The organism is Haloferax sulfurifontis, from assembly GCF_014635105.1.
Taxonomy (GTDB): domain Archaea; phylum Halobacteriota; class Halobacteria; order Halobacteriales; family Haloferacaceae; genus Haloferax; species Haloferax denitrificans.
In genome coordinates, this window is record NZ_BMCI01000006.1 from 64,778 (window position 1) to 82,795 (window position 18,018).

14 protein-coding genes and 3 pseudogenes are annotated in these 18,018 nt (G+C 64.7%); 7 read left to right on the plus strand and 10 right to left on the minus strand.

The window, feature by feature from the left end:
• Positions 1-177: 177 nt before the first annotated feature.
• The 3 genes and pseudogenes from IEV64_RS15745 to IEV64_RS15755 all read right to left on the minus strand — a co-directional run.
• A pseudogene (locus tag IEV64_RS15745) lies at positions 178-381 on the minus strand (transcription initiation factor IIB family protein); the annotation flags it as partial.
• Positions 357-662, minus strand: coding sequence for an SWIM zinc finger family protein (locus IEV64_RS15750; RefSeq protein ID WP_306452318.1), 306 nt, complete (start codon positions 660-662; stop codon positions 357-359). The gene IEV64_RS15750 and the pseudogene IEV64_RS15745, both read right to left, overlap by 25 nt.
• A gap of 148 nt (positions 663-810) precedes the next feature.
• Positions 811-1,422, minus strand: coding sequence for an HD domain-containing protein (locus IEV64_RS15755; protein WP_188424372.1), 612 nt, complete (start codon positions 1,420-1,422; stop codon positions 811-813).
• Between the two features lie 236 nt (positions 1,423-1,658).
• Here IEV64_RS15755 and IEV64_RS15760 point away from each other — a divergent pair.
• The 3 genes and pseudogenes from IEV64_RS15760 to IEV64_RS15770 form a co-directional block, all read left to right on the plus strand.
• Positions 1,659-1,925, plus strand: a pseudogene (locus IEV64_RS15760) (helix-turn-helix domain-containing protein); the annotation flags it as partial.
• A gap of 85 nt (positions 1,926-2,010) precedes the next feature.
• Positions 2,011-2,895: pseudogene (locus tag IEV64_RS15765) on the plus strand (aldo/keto reductase).
• An 83-nt stretch (positions 2,896-2,978) separates the two neighbouring features.
• Positions 2,979-3,575 (plus strand): SprT-like domain-containing protein, encoded by a 597-nt coding sequence (locus IEV64_RS15770; protein ID WP_188424373.1) that lies wholly within the window; start codon positions 2,979-2,981, stop codon positions 3,573-3,575.
• A gap of 32 nt (positions 3,576-3,607) precedes the next feature.
• On the opposite strand, the gene IEV64_RS15775 is transcribed toward IEV64_RS15770, so the two are convergent.
• The gene (locus tag IEV64_RS15775) at positions 3,608-3,802 is read right to left on the minus strand and encodes a hypothetical protein (RefSeq protein ID WP_007276389.1); all 195 of its coding nucleotides are present in this window, start codon (positions 3,800-3,802) and stop codon (positions 3,608-3,610) included.
• 374 nt (positions 3,803-4,176) lie between these two features.
• Here IEV64_RS15775 and IEV64_RS15780 point away from each other — a divergent pair, with 374 nt between their 5' ends.
• Positions 4,177-4,866: a DUF1028 domain-containing protein gene (locus tag IEV64_RS15780; RefSeq protein WP_188424374.1), complete on the plus strand. Its 690-nt coding sequence runs from the start codon at positions 4,177-4,179 to the stop codon at positions 4,864-4,866.
• A 40-nt stretch (positions 4,867-4,906) separates the two neighbouring features.
• Here the strand turns inward: IEV64_RS15780 and IEV64_RS15785 are convergent, their stop codons facing one another.
• The 4 genes from IEV64_RS15785 to IEV64_RS15800 are packed head-to-tail and all read right to left on the minus strand — an operon-like array spanning position 4,907 to position 10,607.
• Positions 4,907-7,060: a dipeptide ABC transporter ATP-binding protein gene (locus IEV64_RS15785; RefSeq protein WP_188424375.1), complete on the minus strand. Its 2,154-nt coding sequence runs from the start codon at positions 7,058-7,060 to the stop codon at positions 4,907-4,909.
• Positions 7,057-7,956: an ABC transporter permease gene (locus IEV64_RS15790; RefSeq protein ID WP_007276392.1), complete on the minus strand. Its 900-nt coding sequence runs from the start codon at positions 7,954-7,956 to the stop codon at positions 7,057-7,059. The genes IEV64_RS15785 and IEV64_RS15790 overlap by 4 nt, the downstream gene beginning before the upstream one ends.
• Positions 7,956-8,915, minus strand: coding sequence for an ABC transporter permease (locus tag IEV64_RS15795; RefSeq protein ID WP_188424377.1), 960 nt, complete (start codon positions 8,913-8,915; stop codon positions 7,956-7,958). The genes IEV64_RS15790 and IEV64_RS15795 overlap by 1 nt, the downstream gene beginning before the upstream one ends.
• 15 nt (positions 8,916-8,930) lie before the next feature.
• Positions 8,931-10,607 carry an ABC transporter substrate-binding protein gene (locus tag IEV64_RS15800; RefSeq protein WP_188424379.1) on the minus strand — a complete coding sequence of 559 codons (1,677 nt, stop codon included), beginning with the start codon at positions 10,605-10,607 and terminating at the stop codon, positions 8,931-8,933.
• A gap of 328 nt (positions 10,608-10,935) precedes the next feature.
• On the opposite strand from IEV64_RS15800, the gene IEV64_RS15805 reads away from it, so the two are divergent.
• Positions 10,936-12,183 carry a Zn-dependent hydrolase gene (locus IEV64_RS15805; RefSeq protein ID WP_188424382.1) on the plus strand — a complete coding sequence of 416 codons (1,248 nt, stop codon included), beginning with the start codon at positions 10,936-10,938 and terminating at the stop codon, positions 12,181-12,183.
• Between the two features lie 441 nt (positions 12,184-12,624).
• Positions 12,625-13,440, plus strand: a complete 816-nt coding sequence (locus tag IEV64_RS15810; protein WP_007276396.1) for an IclR family transcriptional regulator — start codon at positions 12,625-12,627, stop codon at positions 13,438-13,440.
• Between the two features lie 892 nt (positions 13,441-14,332).
• On the opposite strand, the gene IEV64_RS15815 is transcribed toward IEV64_RS15810, so the two are convergent.
• Both IEV64_RS15815 and IEV64_RS15820 read right to left on the minus strand, forming a co-directional pair.
• A complete protein-coding gene (locus IEV64_RS15815; protein ID WP_188424383.1) occupies positions 14,333-15,097 on the minus strand; it encodes a universal stress protein in 765 nt (254 codons plus the stop codon).
• The gene (locus IEV64_RS15820; protein WP_188424385.1) at positions 15,090-16,559 is read right to left on the minus strand and encodes an APC family permease; all 1,470 of its coding nucleotides are present in this window, start codon (positions 16,557-16,559) and stop codon (positions 15,090-15,092) included. Before IEV64_RS15820 ends, IEV64_RS15815 begins: the two co-directional genes overlap by 8 nt.
• Positions 16,560-16,766: 207 nt before the next feature.
• Here IEV64_RS15820 and IEV64_RS15825 point away from each other — a divergent pair, with 207 nt between their 5' ends.
• Entirely contained in the window at positions 16,767-18,017 is a 1,251-nt protein-coding gene (locus IEV64_RS15825) for a tyrosine-type recombinase/integrase (RefSeq protein ID WP_007276399.1), read from the plus strand.
• Position 18,018 lies beyond the last annotated feature (1 nt).

Consider the following 18,018-nt stretch of genomic DNA (forward strand, 5'->3'; position numbering starts at 1 on the left):
ATGATATAATTTAAATGTCAAAACACACTCTAACAGAAAATACAGAATATACCAATAATTTGAAATAATACCCATAATCCTCTAGTTATATCAAGAAAATTTTGACATATTAGTAATTATTTAACTATAGTAGATGAAGAAAAATTAATAGTATAATAACTATCGACATTCACTACATCATGCCTTTCTGGTATCACTCGCGGCCGCAACACGCGACTGTGTGAGTTTCCAGTCCCTCTCAGCCGTAGCGGTGTACAAACGCGATGCAGCGACTGCATGCGGATCCGCGCCACGGTGATCCCACTCGTCGCTTGATTCCTCAGCCAACGACCGTGCTCGTCGCCGAATCTGGCCCGTCACGTCAAGCCCATCTGCACGGCGAGTTCGAGTATTCGTGGGCGAATCGCGACCACAACCCGATGTTTACACGGACCGTCACCGCTCGCATCGGCGGGGCACGAACACGAATCGGGCTCGTCATTCCGAATTCGAACGCGGTACTCGTGCGCGGTCGGGTCGGCATAGCTCTCGTTGCGAACACGGACATCGCCGTCGAGGATTCGAACGCGAACGACTCGCACTGCGCCCGCTTGAGGACGCGTGCAGATGGGTCCGACTCTAGTATTACTCGAGTAATGATAGCTAGCGCGCACTGCGCGCACCCCTTCGGCGCATGAAAAACTACGCTGCCGAACAGAGTGACAGGTAAGACGAACTCAAGTAGGATTCTTTTCAGCAGCTCTGTCCTGATAGTCCTGCAGTCAATACAGGTGCTACACCGACCAAGCGAGTTGCGACTGAAAGACGTAGTCAGAGTTGGCAGGGTCGCCCGAGTTCCCGTTCGTACCGCGATTTAATTTGCTCGAACAAGTCCTGGCCGAGCTCTGTCCGGAAGCGGGGCGCGGCGGTAGCAAAGAACTCGTCCAGGTTCTCGAACTCGGCAAAGTGGTCGTTCGCCTCGGCTTCGTCGTACCGACCTTGGCGCTCGTACTTGAGCGCCTGGAGACAGTTATCGATCAGATCCATGTCTTTGACGAACTGTGCCGTCGGGGTGTCACGGGCTTCGTACTCTTCCCAGAGCGACAGCAGTTCGGTGTCCGTGAACGGTCCGACGAGATCGGTTACTGCGCTCCGTTCAGCCGCCTCCTTCTCGGACGTGGGGATGGTCTGGCGTCCGTCCTCCGCACGGGTTGCGATATCGCCCGTTCGAGCTTCGCCGAGGTCGTGAATGAGTGCCATCGTCACTGCTTTCTGAGGGTCAACGTCTTCCTGCTCGGCGTAGAGCAGACAAAGCGACGCTGTCCCCCACGTGTGGGCTGCGACCGATTCAGGCGAGTCGATATTCCGAAGCACCCATCCCGTCCGAAGTTCGTCCTTCAACTCGAACCATTCGAGCAAGGAGTCGAGTTCGTCGGTCATCATATCGGAGAGAAGGGAAGTGGCCAGTTCAAATCATCGAGACCATTCCGCGGGGTCGTCGACATTCAGGCAATAAATCCGCAGGAACAATGTACCAAGTATTCACCGCTGAGCCTGCGAAAACACACCCCATAGAGCGTTCCATGACTCCCTCTGTTATAGACCAAATACATCTGACAAAGAGGCCTCACCGAAACCGCGACAGCCGAACCACAGATGAGAGACCTCAGGCCTCGTCGAGTGTCGAGAGAATCTCTATGACCTCCACTTCCAGTACATCAGACGACGCTCTCCCGTTTGGGTTGACTGAACGGCAATATGAGGCGTTGACGCTCGCGTTGTCTCGTGGCTACTACGAGAGCCCACGCCAGACATCGACGGAGGAGCTTGCCGAGGAGCTTGGTATCTCCCAACCCTCGCTATCGAGACTCCTCAGGCGAGGTGAGCGTCAACTTCTCCCTTCGGCGCTCCGCTCACGGGGGCAGTTAAACACGGTTTCCAATTAGCATCGTCCCTATCTCGCTGTAGTCCCTCTGATTTGGTAGACAGAGCCCCCCCACGAAGACAGTTGAACTCAACAACGGCGTGGAGATGCCGATTCTCGGCTTCGGCACGTATCAAATCGACGACCTCGAAGAATGTGAGCGAAGCGTCACCGAAGCACTCCGGACAGGGTATCGCCTGATCGATACTGCGGCAGCGTACGGGAACGAGGAGGCGGTCGGTAGGGCAATCGAGAAGAGCGATGTGCCGAGAGACGAGGTGTTCGTCACCACGAAGCTCTGGGTAACGGACGCTGGCTACGAGAGCACGAAAGACGCGTTCGAGCGGTCGATGGATCGACTGGGTCTCGACTACCTGGACCTATATCTGATGCATTAGCCTTACGGCGATGTCCACGGCTCGTGGCGGGCGATGGAGGAACTCCACGAGGAAGGCAAAATCAGAGCGATCGGGGTCAGCAACTTCCATCCAGACCGCGTGATGGACCTCATGGTCCACAACGATGTCGTCCCGGCAGTGAATCAGATCGAGACCCACCCCTTCTACCAGCGAACCGACGATGCAGCGTTCCTCGATGAACACGATATTCAACACGAGTCATGGGGGCCGTTCGCCGAAGGTCAGAACAACATCTTCGAGCACGACGTGCTGACCACGATTGGAGACCGCTACGACAAGTCCGCTGCACAGGTGGTGCTTCGATGGCTCATTCAGCGCGAAATCGTCGCCATTCCGAAGTCGGTACACGATGAGCGCATCGCCGAGAACTTCGATGTCTTCGACTTCGAACTCATCTCGGCGGAAATGGAGACAATTTCGGAACTGGATGAAGGCGAGAGTATGCTGGGCGCTGGCCTGCCCGGACATCAGTCGTGCGCGTCCTCGTATGACCGTCGAAGGGACGCGCGAAACAGCTGTAAGCGGGGGCTCGTGGCCGGGAGAACGCGACGCTCGCCGCCTGAGCGCGCCTGACCGCACCCAGACGTCGAATCGGCGACCCGCCGCGGACGAGCAAAACACACATACCGACTCGCTCCGAATCGCGGCTCGGAATCGTGGGACACGAAGACGGGAGTCAGAGCGCGTACGACGCCGTCGAGACCGGCGACGAGTTGGTGAGTTGGTCGCGGGCGTACTGCCGCCGCGCGGCGAGCGACTACGACTTCGACGTGGACCTACACCGGGTCGAGTGGGAAGTGTCTACCCGCGCGAAGCGTCGAGCGGCCGCGGTGAAGACACCGACCGTCGACGACGCGACGGTCGGCGAGCCGAAGCAGTGGGACAGCGCGTCGTCGCATTCGAACCGGCTCGGCGGCCCGCCGACGTGCACCATGTCGCTGTCGTGGCGGGCGTTCGGGTCGTTCGACCGCGGGGAGTGGGCGGCGACGCTCCGACACGAGCTCGTCCACGTCGAGCAGTTTCAGGCGTTCGGCGCGACCGACCACGGGCCGGCGTTCAAGCGCCGCGCCGAGGCGGTCGACGCGCCGGTTCGCGTCCGTCGGTTCGCAGAGCCGAAGTACGTCCTCACCTGCGAGGACTGCGGCGCGGACGTGGCCTATCGGTACCGCGAGTGCAAACTGGTTCGCGAGTCGGCGGCCTATCGCTCCGCGTGTTGCGAAGCGCCGCTCGACTGCCGAAAACAGGAGGGATAGCGGGCGAAAGGGAGCGCCCGCGCCAAAACGGACTATCGACTCGGCGGGTGCGCCCGCGCCTCTCGAATCGCCACGACGGCGATGACGAGGACGAACACGAGCGCGAGGAAGAACTCGACGCCGGGGACGGACCCGGCGACGGCCCAAACGTACACGTCCTCCGCTCCGAGGATGACGAACAACACGACGAGAATCGCCACGCCGGTTCGACCGATACCGAGTCTCATATCTCGATTTTGCCACCGCGACACCATAAGCCTTGGAGGCGACTACCGCCGGACGGAACGCACCAGTATTGCTCACTATCTCGAATACTATACTGTCGGAGAACGCCGCACGGGTTAGGTTTTGGCTTCAGGTCGAATATAGGATGACAATGAACTGATTGTACACTGATTCTAAAACATGCAGAGACGACAGCTCGATAAATAAGAAAGTATCGCAGACAATAATGCCACATATATACAATAGTGTTGGGAATTGAGATCGGGGGCGAGTGCGGACGCAGAACCCCACGAGCTGAGCTGTCACACCTCCCGTCGCGGCCCGCGAGAGGAGAGTATTTACCGTGCGAGCGTGACCAAAACGCAGTAACGAACCCATGCGACACGTTCCAGGAACCTTCTCGATAGCGGCGCGCGACCCGGAGGCGAACGTCTACGGCGCGGCGGTGACGACCGGCACCGTCGCCGTCGGCGCGACCTGTCCCTACGTGAGCGCCGGCGGCGCGGCGGTCACGCAGTCGTACACGAAGCCCGAACACGGCCGCGACGCGGTCGCCCGCGCGGAGGCCGGCGAGCGCATCGACGACGCTTTCGAGGCGCTTCTCGCCGCCGACGATCACGCCGCCTACCGGCAGGTCCACGGCGTCGGCGCGGGCGGCGAGTTCGCCTTCACCGGCGACGAGTGCGTCTCGTGGGCCGGCCACCGCGTCGGCGACGACTACACCGTCGCGGGCAACATGCTCGCCGGCGAGGGGGTCGTCAAGGCGACCGCCGAGGCCTACGAATCCACCGACGGCGACATGGCCGACCGGCTCGTCTCGGCGCTCGAAGCCGGCGAGGCGGCGGGCGGCGACGACCGCGGCGAGCTGAGCGCCGCGGTGCTCGTCCACGCGCCGACGCCGGAGTTCTACCACAACCTCCGCGTCGACCTCTCCGACGAGCCGGTTGCCGACCTGCGCGACCTGCTCGCGGAGGCGCGGCGCGCGAAAGCACAGATTCGACGGGAGACGGACGCGCAGTTCGGCGACTATCCGGACGAGATTCTCGACTTCGGCGTCAAGTACTGAACCGGCTTCGGCGTCAAAAAAAGAGACCGCGCGGACGGCGTCAGTCCGAGTCGGCCGGACTGGTCTCCGCGCGCTTCGACGGCGTGATAAAGGAGTCACGCTGGCTCATCTCCTCCTCGGAGAGATGACAGGAGATGTAGTGGTCGCCGCCGTCGACCGCTTCGAGTTCCGGGAGGTCCTGCTCGCAGACGTCGCCGATTTTCTTCGGACAGCGCGTCTGGAACGGACAGCCCGACGGCGGGTTGATGGGACTCGGGACGCTCCCCTCCAGGAGGATGCGGTCCGTCTCGCGGTCCGGGTTCGCGTGGGGGACCGCCGACAGGAGGCTCTCCGTGTAGGGGTGGAACGGCGGCGAGAACACCTGCTCGATGCTCCCGAACTCCGCTATCTTGCCGAGGTACATCACGGCCACGCGGTCGCAGATGTGCCGGATGACGCCGATGTTGTGCGAGATGAACAGGAACGAGATGTTCTCGTCGTCCTGAATCTCGTTCAGGAGGTTGAGAATCTGCGCCTGCACGCTCACGTCGAGCGCCGACACCGGCTCGTCGCAGACGATGAGCTTCGGTTCGACCGCGAGCGCGTGCGCGATGGCGACGCGCTGTTGTTGGCCCCCGGAGAACTCGTGGGGGTACTTGCTCGCGGCGGCCCGCGAGAGGCCGACGCGTTCGAGCAGGTCGCCCACGCGCTCGCGCTTTTCCTCGCCGGTGGCGATGCCGTGTTTCTCCATCGCGCGCCCGACGATTTGGCCGACGGTCTTCCGCGGGTTGAGCGAGCTCTGGGGGTCCTGGAATATCATCTGCATCTCGCGGCGCAGACTCCGAATCTCCGAGGAGCCGAGCTCGTGGAGCGGCTGACCCTCGAAGTACACCTCGCCGTCGGTCGGTTCGAGGAGGCGGAGCGCGGTGCGAGCGACCGTGGACTTGCCACAGCCGGACTCGCCGACGAGCCCGACGGTCTCGCCGGGGTAGACGTCGAAGCTCACGTCGTCGACGGCCTTGACGTGCCGCCGCTCGACGGTCGGCAGGCCGCCGCCCGACCACGAGAGGTGGACGTTACCGAAGACGCCCTCGCCGGCGTTGAAGTACTTCTTCAGGTTCCGCACCTCGAACAGCGGCTCGCCGGTGCGGTCGATGTCGCGGCGACCGGCCCCGGCTTCGGGGACCGTGCTCTCCGAGAGGTCGAGGTCGTCGGCGTGGAGACACGCCGCGCGTGAGGAGCCGTCGCCGACGGCGTCAAGTGACGGGTCGCCGCCGGTCCGACACGCCTCGGTGGCGTGGGGACACCGCGGCGCGAAGTTACAGCCGCTCGGGAGGTCCCCGAGGTCGGGCATCGCGCCGTCGAGCGTCGGCAGTTCGTCGTAGTCGGTGTCGACCTCCGGGATGGAGTCGATGAGAGAGCGGGTGTAGGGGTGTCGCGGGCGGTCGAACAGGTCGCCGAGCTCGGCCGTCTCCACGAGGTTGCCGGCGTACATGACGCCGACGTGGTCGCACGTCTGGGCGACGACGCCGAGGTTGTGGGTGATCATCAGCACGGCCGTCCCCTCGCGCTCCTGCATCTCGTTGAGCAGGTCGAGAATCTTCGCCTGCGTCGTCACGTCGAGCGCGGTGGTCGGCTCGTCGGCGATGATGAGGTCCGGCTCGCAGGAGAAGCCGATGGCGACGAGGACGCGCTGGCGCATCCCGCCGGAGAACTCGTGGGGGTAGTCGTCGATGCGTTCTTCGGCGTCCGGGATGCCGACGTCGTCCATCGACTCGACGGCGAGCCGACGGGCCTCCGACTTCGAGACGTCCTGATGGCGACGAATCGTCTCCGTAATCTGCTCGCCGACGGTCATCACCGGGTTGAGCGACGACATCGGGTCCTGCGGAATCATGGCGATGCGGTTGCCGCGGATGTCGCGCATCTCGGCTTCCGTCTTCTGCAGGAGGTCTTCGCCGTCGAAGACGACCTGCCCGCCCGTGATTTCGCCGGGCGAGTCGATGAGGCGCATGAGCGACCGCGCCGTCACGGACTTGCCCGCGCCCGACTCGCCGACGAGACCCATGGTCTCGCCGCGATCGAGCGAGAACGACACCTCGTTGGAGGCGACGATGGGGCCGCCCTCGGTGCGGAACTCGGTTCTGAGTCCGCGAACGTCGAGGAGCGGGCCGTCGTCGGCCTCGCGGTCGGTCGTGGTGGTGGATGCGCTCATTCTATCGCCTCCACTTTGGGGTCGAGCACGTCACGCAGTCCGTCGCCGAGCATGTTGAACCCGACGACGGCGATGCCGATAGCCAGCGCGGGGAACAGCAACATCCACGGCGCGGTCTCCATGAAGCCGCGACCGGTGTTAATCATCAGCCCCCACGACGGCCGCGGGGGTTGCGCGCCGAGGCCGAGGAACGACAGGCTCGCCTCCGCGAGGATGGCAAAGGAGACGTTCAGCGACCCCTGCACCAGCATGGGAGCCATGCAGTTCGGGAACACCTCGCTGAAGACGATGCGCGAGTCGCTCTCGCCGCGGGCGATGGCGGCCTCGACGTACGCCTCGTTGCGTTCGGCCAGCGCCGCGCTCCGCGAGACGCGGGCGATGTACGGCGTGTAGACGAACGCCAGCGCGATGATGACGTTACTCAAGTCCGGGCCGAGGACGACCAGAAGCGTGAGCGCGAGCAACACCGGCGGGAACGCCATCGCGGCGTCCATGACGCGCATCAGTATCTCGTCGGTCAGGCCGCCGGCGTAACCGGCGACGACGCCGACGACGGCTCCGACCGCGAGCGCGCCGGAGATAGCGCCGAAGCCGACGTACAGCGAGATGCGGCTCCCCATGACGACGCGGCTGAAGATGTCGCGGCCGAGGTCGTCGGTGCCGAACGGGTGTTCGACCGACGGGGCCTGCGAGCGGTCTTCGATGTTCGTCTGCTCGATGGGGTACGGCGCGATGAGCGGCGCGAAGACGGCGACGAGCACGAGCATCACCACGATGGAAAAGCCGAGCATCGCCTTCGTGTTGCTTCGGAACTTCCGGACGAACCGGGCGATGCGGTCGCGCTGTGACTGCGTGATGGTGAACCGACCGCGGTCGGTCTCCTGTTCGGTCGCCATCAGTCGTCACCTCCGTAGCGGATACGGGGGTCGAAGTACGCGTACAGCAGGTCTGCGGCGAAGTTCGAGAACATGTAGATGAGTGCGACCACGAGGATGCACCCCTGAATCAGGGGGATATCGCGGCTCTGAATCGCGGTCAGCGTCAGCCGACCGATGCCGGGCCAGAAGAACACCTCTTCGAGCACGACGACCCCGCCGAACGCGTAGCTGAACTGGAACGCGATGACCGTGATGACGGGGATGATTGCGTTCTTGAGCGCGTGTCTGAGGACGATGACCCGCTGGCTCATCCCCTTCGCACGCGCGAGGTTGATGTACTCCTCGCTGAGCACCTCCAGCATCGACGACCGGGTCATCCGCATGATGTAGGCGGTGAGCGCGAAGCCCATCGCCCCCGCGGGGAGGACGAGTCGCGTGAGCGACCCGACGAGGTCCTCGCTCGGGGAGACGTACCCCCCGGTCGGAAAGAGGTTCAGCCAGACGGCGAACACCAAAATGAACACCAGTCCCCACAGGAAGATGGGCATCGAGATGCCGACGAAGGCGAACATCGAGGCGCTCACGTCCGGCGCTTCGTTCTGGTTGATGGCGGCGTAGACGCCGAGCGGAACCGACAGCACGACGGCGACGAGCGTCGCGGCGACCGCGAGCATCATCGACCGGGGAAGCCGCTCGGCGATGAGCTGTGCCACGGGCTCGCCGAACCGGAGCGATTCGCCCATGTTCCCCTGGAGGAGCCCGACGACCCAGTCGATGTACTGCACGTACAGCGGGCGGTTGAGTCCCAGTTGGGTTTGGAGCGCTTCGAGCGATTGGTCGGTCGCGTTGGGGCCCAAGATGAGCAGGGCCACGTCACCGGGCAGGATGTTGGTGACGGCGAAGGCGATGAGCGTGACGAAAAACAGCGTCACCGCCATGAACCCGACGCGCCGAAAGACGTAGTTGTACATCGACATTGTGTGGAATCTGTGTTAGCGGTCGAGCCAGTTGTCGGCGAACTGGAGCGTCGACCCGTCGGGCGCGCCGATGTCGCCTTTGTACTGCGAGGCGGCCCCGTAGAGGCTCGGTTGCCACCACAGGAAGAGGTGACCGGCGCGGTCCTCGTGGAGAATCTCCGTCGCCTGGTGGTAGAGGTCGGCGCGCTCGTCTTCGTCGTAGATGGTGCGCGCCTCCTCGACGAGCGCGTTGTAGTCCTCGTTCACCCAGTTGGTGAAGAAGAACGCCCCGTTTGGGTGCAGGAACTTGTAGAACGACACGTCGGGGTACCAGAGCGCGAGGTAGGAGCTCGTCGTCGCCTGGAAGTCGCGGTTGGAGTAGACGTCCGAGAGCCACGTGCTCCACGTGATCTGCTGGATTTCGAGGTTGATGCCGACCTCGGCGGCGTCGGCGGCGATGACCTCCGCGGCCTGCACCTGCGTCGGGTAGGACTGCGGAATCTTGAACGTCGCCGTGAAGCCGTCGGACATGCCGGCGGCGTCGAGGTGTTCCTGCGCCTTTTCGAGGTCGCGTGGGCGCGGTTCGACGTCCGGGTTGACCCACGGACTGCCGGGCGTCGCCGGGGTTGCGGTGGTCTGGCCGGTGCCGTAGAGGGCCGCCTCGGCGACCTTCTCCTTGTCGATGGTGTAGTCGAGCGCGAGGCGGGCGTCCTTGTTGTCGAAGGGAGCCACGTCGCAGTTCAGGCCGAGGTAGACGAGCGATTTCGGGAACTGCTTTTCGAACCGGACGTCGGGGGCCTGCTCGACGCGGGAGACGTCCTTCGGCGCGATGCCGTTGATGAAATCGTACTCGTCGGCGAGGAACGACTGGAGGCGAACGCTCGGGTCGGGCACCTCGCTCTTGACGATGGTGTCGATGAACGGGCCGTCCTCGTCGGACGCGCCCCAGTAGTCCTCGTTGCGCGTCATCGTGAACGAGGTCTCGATTTCGCGGCTCTCGAACACGTACGGGCCGGTCCCGATGGGTTCTTCGACCATGTCCTTCTCGGCGTTCTCGGCGGGCATGACCGACAGTTCCGCCGTCGCCATCTTCGCGAGGAACGGCGCGAAGGGCTCGGTGAGCTGGACTTCGAAGGTGTAGTCGTCGGGGGCGCGAAGCTCCTCGACGTAGTCGAAAAAGCCGGTGGCGAGGTAGTCGCCGTTCTGGACGCGCTCGTAGCTCGCAAGCACGTCTTCGGAGGTCATCTCCTCGCCGTTGTGGAAGGTGACGCCCTCCCGGAGGTTGAACGTCAAGAGCGTGTTGTCGTCGGACTGCTCCATCGACTCCGCGAGATGCGGCTGGATGGAGTAGTCGTCCTGCAGTGCGACGACCTCCTCGTAGATGTTCTCCAGAACGCGCTTGGAGGCCGCGGAGGTGTCGATATGCGGGTCGAGACCCTGCACCGGCACCGCGCCGCCCCACTGGAGTGTGCCGCCCTGATTACCGCCGCTTGCGGTCGTCGTGTCGGTGCTCTCCGTGCCGTCACTACCGCCGGAGGACCCCGACGCTTCGGTCGTGCCGTCGTCTGCGCCGCCGCCACCCGTACACCCTGCGAACGCCGCGGCGCCGGTCGCCGCCGCCGCCCCGAGGAACGTGCGGCGGTCGAAGCGACCGCGACGCGTCCCGTCGGCGGTGCTATCGGGAGAGTCGCTCTCCTTGCCATTCTCTTGCATACAGACCCTCAAATCCGCTACTGTGTGATAAAAATTGTGGTTGTGTGTGTACAATCACCATATCGAGACGGGGAAAATATCATACTGGCTACGTGTTCGGGCACCGAGCGCGGGAGAAGTTTCGGATGGCCACTTTCACGCCAATCGAATCGGAATTACTTCGAGAATGTCAACCGCGGGTCGGTCGGCGTTCCCGGCCGACTCGGCGTCGGCGGCGAAGCGCGGCGCGACGAACTCCCCCGCGTTCTCGCTTCATCCGTCAGCCAGTACTGTCACGTGTGACCGGATTCCAAACAATAAAATAGGGTTAGTCACGAATCCGGGAACCATGCGAGTCAACCAGCAGCGACTCCGCAGTGACATCGAGTCGAACGCGGAGTTCGGGGCCGTCCCGACGGACGAGGGTCGGGGGCGGACGGTCCTGACCGGCAGTGAGGCGGACCGGCGGGCGAGAGAGTTCTTCTGCGAGCGCCTCCGGGACGCCGGTCTCTCCATCACCATCGACGAGGTCGGCAACATCGTCGGGCGATGGGAGCCAGAGAGTGCGGACCCAGACGCGGCCCCGGTCGCGACGGGGAGCCACCTCGATTCGGTCCCCGAGGGCGGCATCTTCGACGGCCCGCTCGGCGTCTACGCGGGGCTGGAGAGCGTCCGCGCGATGCAGGACGCCGGCGTCGAACCGGTCCGCCCCGTCGAGGTCGTGAACTTCACCGAAGAGGAGGGCCAGCGGTTCGGCGGCGGCCTCATCGGGTCGGCGGTCGCCGTCGGCGAACTGGGCGTCGCGGAGGCGCTCGACATCGAGGACGCCGACGGGATTCCGCTCGGCGACGCCCTCGCGGACATCGGCTATCGAGGAGACGGGCGCGTCGACGCCGCGGACTGGAACGCGTGGATAGAGCTCCACATCGAGCAGTCAGAGCGCCTCGAAGACGCGGCGGTCCCGGCCGGCGTCGTCACGAGCATCGTCGGTCTCTCGCGCTGTGCCGTCGAAATCACGGGTGAGGCCGACCACGCCGGGTCGACGCTCATGGACGACCGCTCGGACGCGCTCGCCGCCGCCAGCGAGTTCGTCCTCGACGTGGAGCGAGCGACGAACGAGCGCGGCGAGGTCTCGGAGACCGCGGTCGGCACCGTCGGCAAACTCGAAGTCTCGCCGAACGCGCCCAACGTCATCGCAGGGAAAGTGGACCTGACCGTCGACGTCCGCGACGTGGCGTACGACTCCATCGAGTACGTCATCGACGAGGCGGAAGCGAGCCTCGACCGCATCGAGGCCGAGCGCCCGGTCGAGACCGCGCTCTCGCACCCGTGGGACCGCAAACCCGTCGAGATGAGCGAGCGGTGCCGCGCCGCGCTCCACGACGCCGGGGCCGACGCCGACCTCGAAACCCTCGACCTCCACTCCGGGGCGGGCCACGACACCATGCACGTCGCGGCCGTCACCGACGCCGCGCTCCTCTTTGCCCCCTCCCGCGACGGCATCTCGCACAACCCCCGCGAGTGGACCGACTGGGCGGACTGCGCCGACGCGACCCGCGTGCTCGCCGGCGCGCTCGCCGACCTCGCGACCGAGTGACGAGACCGACACACTGACCAGACCGTCGCACTGACGACTGCCGTTCTCGTTTTCGTCCGCACCCGGGCCGTTCTCTCGTGGGTCGAGCCGACCAGCGCCCGCGTCACTGCGGCGACCGCGACGACCGCGACGACCGCGACGACCGCGTAGTCGAACCGCTCGCTACCACCGGTCTCGGATCACCGGTTTGAGACGCTGAAGCTGTTGTTTATCGCGGTCCAGTTCGTATGCGCTCGCTCGAAACGCCGAATCGTTTGTACAATGAGAACGTAGTCACTCACAGAAGATTCCACCGGTATCACCACTTCAGAAGACAATATTCGGGAGAACTACCCCTCAGACCACGGAGTGTCGCGGCAATTCGTGCGATTACCGGTCCGTTTCAGAACCGAGCGTTTGTCAAATACAAACACCTATGCCGCGGGAGCTTCGAACTGGACTATGGCAGACGAACCCACGACCGGCTCGCCGCGGACCCTGAAAACGGTGTCGCGCGCGTTCGACGTCGTTCGTGCGCTCGAAGAGTTAGACGGCGCGCGGGTGACGGAGCTGGCGAACCACCTCGACCTCTCGAAGAGCGTCGTCTACAACTACCTGAGCACGCTTCGGGCCGAGAAGTTCGTCGTGAAGGAAGGAGACACCTACCAGCTGTCACTGCAGTTCCTCCTCGTGGGCGAGTACGTCCGGTACCAGAACATCCTCTACCGCATCGGCAAGCCCGAAATCGAGGAACTCGCGGAGAAGACCGGCGAGTACGCCCATTTGGCGACCGAACAGCACGGGCTGGGAGTCAACCTCTACAAGGTGAGCGGCGAGAAGGCCGTCGGGAGCGACTACCAGGTGAACAAACTCCAGCGCGCCGACTACCTCCACTTCTCGGCGACGGGGAAGGCGATTCTCGCGCACCTCCCGAGAGAGCGCGTCGAGTGGATTATCGACCAGTACGGCCTGCCGGGCAAGACCGAGGCGACCATCACGACCCGCGAGGAGCTCTTCGAGGAGTTGGAGACGATTCGCGACCGGGGCTACTCGCTCAACGACGAAGAGGAGATAAAGGGCCTGCAGGCCATCGGCGCGCCGGTGACGAACCGGCACGGCCGCGTCCTCGGCTCCATCAGCGTCTCCGGGCCCGTCCGCCGGATGAAACAGCCGGAGTACCACGAACAGCTCATCGAGAACGTCGTCAACACCGCCAACGTCATCGAAGTGAACGTCAACATGGAGGAGTCCGACGACGACTTTCCGACGTTCAGCTAGTCGGCCGCGTCGTCGCCGGGCATCACGCCAGAATCGTCGTCACGTCGACAGCACCCACTCGGTTCACAAACGGAGAACCGGCGGTCTCGGTCGGACCGCTTCGAGTCGGAGCCCCAATCGCCGCGAGCGCGCGACCGAACGACCCACATCCCCCAAACGTCGTTATCGCGGTTCCGAAGCCGCCTTCGGGTCGTATTCTGTCCGCCAATCGAGCCGAACGTCGGGGCGTCGCGCGCCCAGCGACGGCGTGAGACCGGACCACCAGAGAGCCGACAGACGACAGCGACGACCCCAGATGGTTGACTAAATAAGAACACTGACCGATTTTCATCCGCCGAACGTCCAGCTATTCGACAGATTCTGACGAGTCTATTTAGTTCATAATCTGTCGACGGAACGTCTGACCAACTGCGGCCAGCGACCCGGACGGGTGTCGATTCCATTACACAGCTATTGGTGTAATTGGGTTGGCGGTCACGAATTGAATTGGCTGTCACGGTTCGACCGTCAGTCACGCGGGACTTGGGACCGAAACCGCGTCGACGAGCGGACACACCCGATTGACTGGGCGAGTCCAGACGGGAGTGTCCCCCTCCGAAAACGCGGTTTCGAGGCTATCCAATAGTGCGATTAAAAAGCAATATCGTCTCGGTTCGAACTGGTTGCCGATAGCATCCGGGAATTTCGAATAGACCGAATGACTCTGATATCCACAAGACTGGTGGTGATACGGGTTTTTCAGCGCTGAGCAGTTTACAATTTGTAAAATTTGTAGAAAGTGTGTCAAGTGTGAAAGTCGCCGGTCACGCTATGTCCGAGGTTCGCACCCCTGTGTTGTTCTAAATGCACAATAATATCGGGCGCAATAGAGCGGGGCGAAGGCGAAGCGGCCTCACCCGGAGTCGTCGGTGTCGGCGTCGGCGTCGTCAGCCTCGGGGTCGAGCGGTCGCCGGACCACGAGCACCGGGCCGACCGTCTGCTCGGCGACGCGGTCGGAGGTCTCGCCGAACAGTCGGCCGCGGAGCGTGGGTTTCTCCTCCCCCATCACGACGACGTCGTGGTCGGCCGCGCCTTCGATGAGCGCCTGAAGCGGGTTCTGGGCGACGACGACGACGCGCGAGACGTGTTCGCGACAGACCCCGAGGACGGCCAGTTCGTTGGCGACCTCGTCGAGGAGTCGTTCGCCCTCGGCGACCGCGTCGTCCTCCTCGGCGGCGTGAAACAGCGTGAGTTCGATGTCCTCGCGTCTCCCGACGGCCGCGGCGACCTTGGTAATCGTTTCGAGGTTGATGTCCTCCTTTATCGGGACGATGACGCGGGCGATGGTCGGCGCGGGATTCGAGAGCAACACCGCGTCGCAGTCCGCCTCGGTGGCGATGCGCTCTGTCGTCTGGTCGGCGTCGTGGGTGAACACGAGTCGCGTCTCGACTGCCGCGCCCGCGGCTTCGAACGCCGAGACGAGCTCGTCGAGTTCGTCGCGGACCTTCGGTTCGAACTGTTCTCTGGCCTGTTCGGGAGCCGTCTGCTCGGGTATCTCGTGGTACGCGAGGAGGACGACCGTCGTCTCCGAGAGCAGGCGGGTCAGTTGGTCGGGTATCACCTGTCCTTCGAGCACCGCGACGGGGACGAGCACGCGAACGTCGTCGGGATTACGCATCAGAGCTCACCCCCTTCAGGCGCACGTCTCTGGCGTAGACGAAGTACCACGCCAGCGCCGCGAGCGCGACGACGACGCCGACAGCCTGCGAGAGCGGTTGCATGAACGCGACGAGACTGAAACTCGCCACCGCCCCGAGCACCGGGACGACCGGGTAACCGGGGACGCGGAACGACGGGTCGTACCACGCGGGGTTCGACCGGCGGAGCGCGACGAGCGCCACGCAGATGAGCCCGTAGGTGACGAGGTGCAGGAACGACGCGACCTCGGCGAGCACCTCCGTCCGGCCGACGGCGACGAGGACGACCGTCGGCCCGCCGACGAGCGCGAGCGCGACGTGGGGCGTCCCGTACCGGAGATTGATTCGCGCGAGTTGTGGCGGGACCAGCGCGTCGCGGCTGAGCGCGTAGAGCGCGCGCGACGAGCTGAGAATCGAGGCGTTCGCGCTCGACACCGTCGCGAAGAGCCCGGCGACGAGGATGGCGACCGCGCCGGGGAAGCCGAGGTACGAGCGGGCGACCTCGACGATTGCCGTCTCGCCGAAGGAGGCGAGTCGGGCGCTCCCGAACGCGCCGGTCGAGACGAGAATCGTCACGACGTACAGCACGCCGACGACGACCACGGAGCCGACCATCGCAAGCGGGAGGTTCCGCCCGGGTTTCGTTATCTCGCCGGCGACCGTCGCCACCTGCGCGAACCCGAGATACGAGGTGAACACGAGCGCCGCCGTGGTGAAGATGCTGAGCGTCCCGAAGGGCATGAACTCCTTGGGGACCGTCTGGCGGCCGAACAGCCCGAGCGTGTCGAGCGAGCCGTAGACGAGAAAGACGAGGAGGATGCCGAGGAGAAGGCTCACGATGCCGTTCTGGAGCTTCGTCGCGTTCTCGGTCCCGAACATGCTGAGCGCCGTCAACGCGAGGCCGAAGCCGACGCCGAGCGTCGCCACGAGCGGCAGGTCGGCGACCATCGACGCCGCGCCCAACTCCGCCAGCACGGCGATGGCGTACTGCGCGAAGCCGACGAGGTAGAACGCCGAGGCGAAGACGAGCCCCAGCCAGAGCCCGATGCCGACGACCGCGCCGAACGCCGACCCCATCCCGCGGGAGATGAAGTAGTACGCGCCGCCGCTTTTCGGCATCGCCGTCGCCAACTCGGAGGTCGGGAGCGCGACCAACAGCGCGATGACCGCACCGAGCGCGAACGAGAGCGCGGCCGCGGGGCCCGCCTGCCCGGCGGCGAGGCCGGGGAAGACGAAGATACCCGCGCCGACCATCGTCCCGATACCGATTGCCAACCCACCGCGGAGGCCGATTGTCCGCTCTAACTCGGTCCCGCTTTCGAGGACCGTCACCTCGTCGGCCGCCTCCCCGACGTCGACCGCCGGATCCGACGAGCCGACCACTGCCCCGTCGCCGGGGGGGTCGACCCCGAGCACCGAACCGCCGTCGTTTCCGTCTGCCATTGTACTGCCCTGTTATCGCGTCTCCCAGATATATCTAGCACCCGTCATATAGAGGGTGCCGGGGCGGCCGGTGGACGCGCCCCCGGCGGCCCGCCACCGACCACCGGCGACGAGAGAAAGCGTTAATCCGTCCGCGGCACGCCCTGCATACGGAACGATGGCGCACGGAACGCGACGCGGCGGGCAGGTCAGGCGGGGGGAGCCGCGGTGAACTGGTCGCGGAAGTCGCTCGACGAGCTCGAAGCGTTCTACTGGGAGACGATAGCGCCCGCGATGGACCGCGACGGGATGGACCCGACGCGGGACGTGCCGACCTACGCGTGGCTGACCGAACGCGGCTGGTCGGGCATCGCCTACGCGCTCCGCGAGAAGCACGGCCTCACGCCGCGGCAGTTCTTCGTCGAGGTCGTCGGCCTCGGCGACGACGACGCCGACGGGGGCTACGACTGGGGCATCGACGACGACCGCACCGTCGAGGCGTTCGAGTCCTACCTCGACATGCTCGAATCGCGGCGCGGCCTCGCGGACTCGACACTGCCGACCCGCCGGACCCACCTCGCTCGGTTCGCCCGAATCTACCGCGACCGATACGGGTCGGCGGACCTGCTCTCTCGGCTGGACGACCGCGACGCCGAGCCCGACGAGATAGACCGCTGTCTCGCGGTCCTCGACGAGTTCGACGCCGAACTCGCCACCGACGGAACGAAGCTCAAATACCTCCAGACGGTCCGGTCGTTCTACGAGTACCTCGTCGACTTCCGGCGCGCGCGGTACAACCCCGTCGAGAACGCCGCAAAGCAGTTCCGCTGGGAGCAGGGCCAACCCGACAACCGCACGATGACGGCCGACCAGGTCGGAGACGTGTACGCCGTCGCCGACGACCTCGAAGACCGGCTTCTCGTCCTCGGGCTCGCCGGGTGGGGGCTCCGCCCGAACGAGCTCGCGTCGCTCCGCGCCTCCCAGCTCGTCCTCACCGGCGACGACCCCCACATCGAGTTCGAGGAGCGCAAAAACGGGCCGGGGACCGTCGCGCTCCTCTACGGCGTCGACGCCGTCGCCGCGCGCATCGACGCGCTCGCCGCGGACGACGACTGGAACGGCGCGCTGTTTCCCTCCTCGCGGGCCGCCTCGGGCCACATCGCCCGCGAGACGGTCAACCGCCGGTTCAAGCGCCTCGCCGACGAGGCCGGCGTGACCGTCGACGGCGAGGTCCCGACCGCGAAGCTCTGTCGGCGCTTCTGGTACACCGCATATCAGGAAGCGGTCGACGAGATGCTCGCCCAGTTGGAGGGCGTCGCCGCCGACCAAGGGTCGAAAAGCGCCGGCGTCGTCATGTCGAACTACCTCTCCGAGGAGCGCCGCCGGTCGTTCCGCCGGCAGGCGATGCGCGAGACGCTGGCTGGGGTGTTCGAGTCCGCCGACGAGCCCGCGACCGTCGAGACGCAGATGCCGCAGTGAC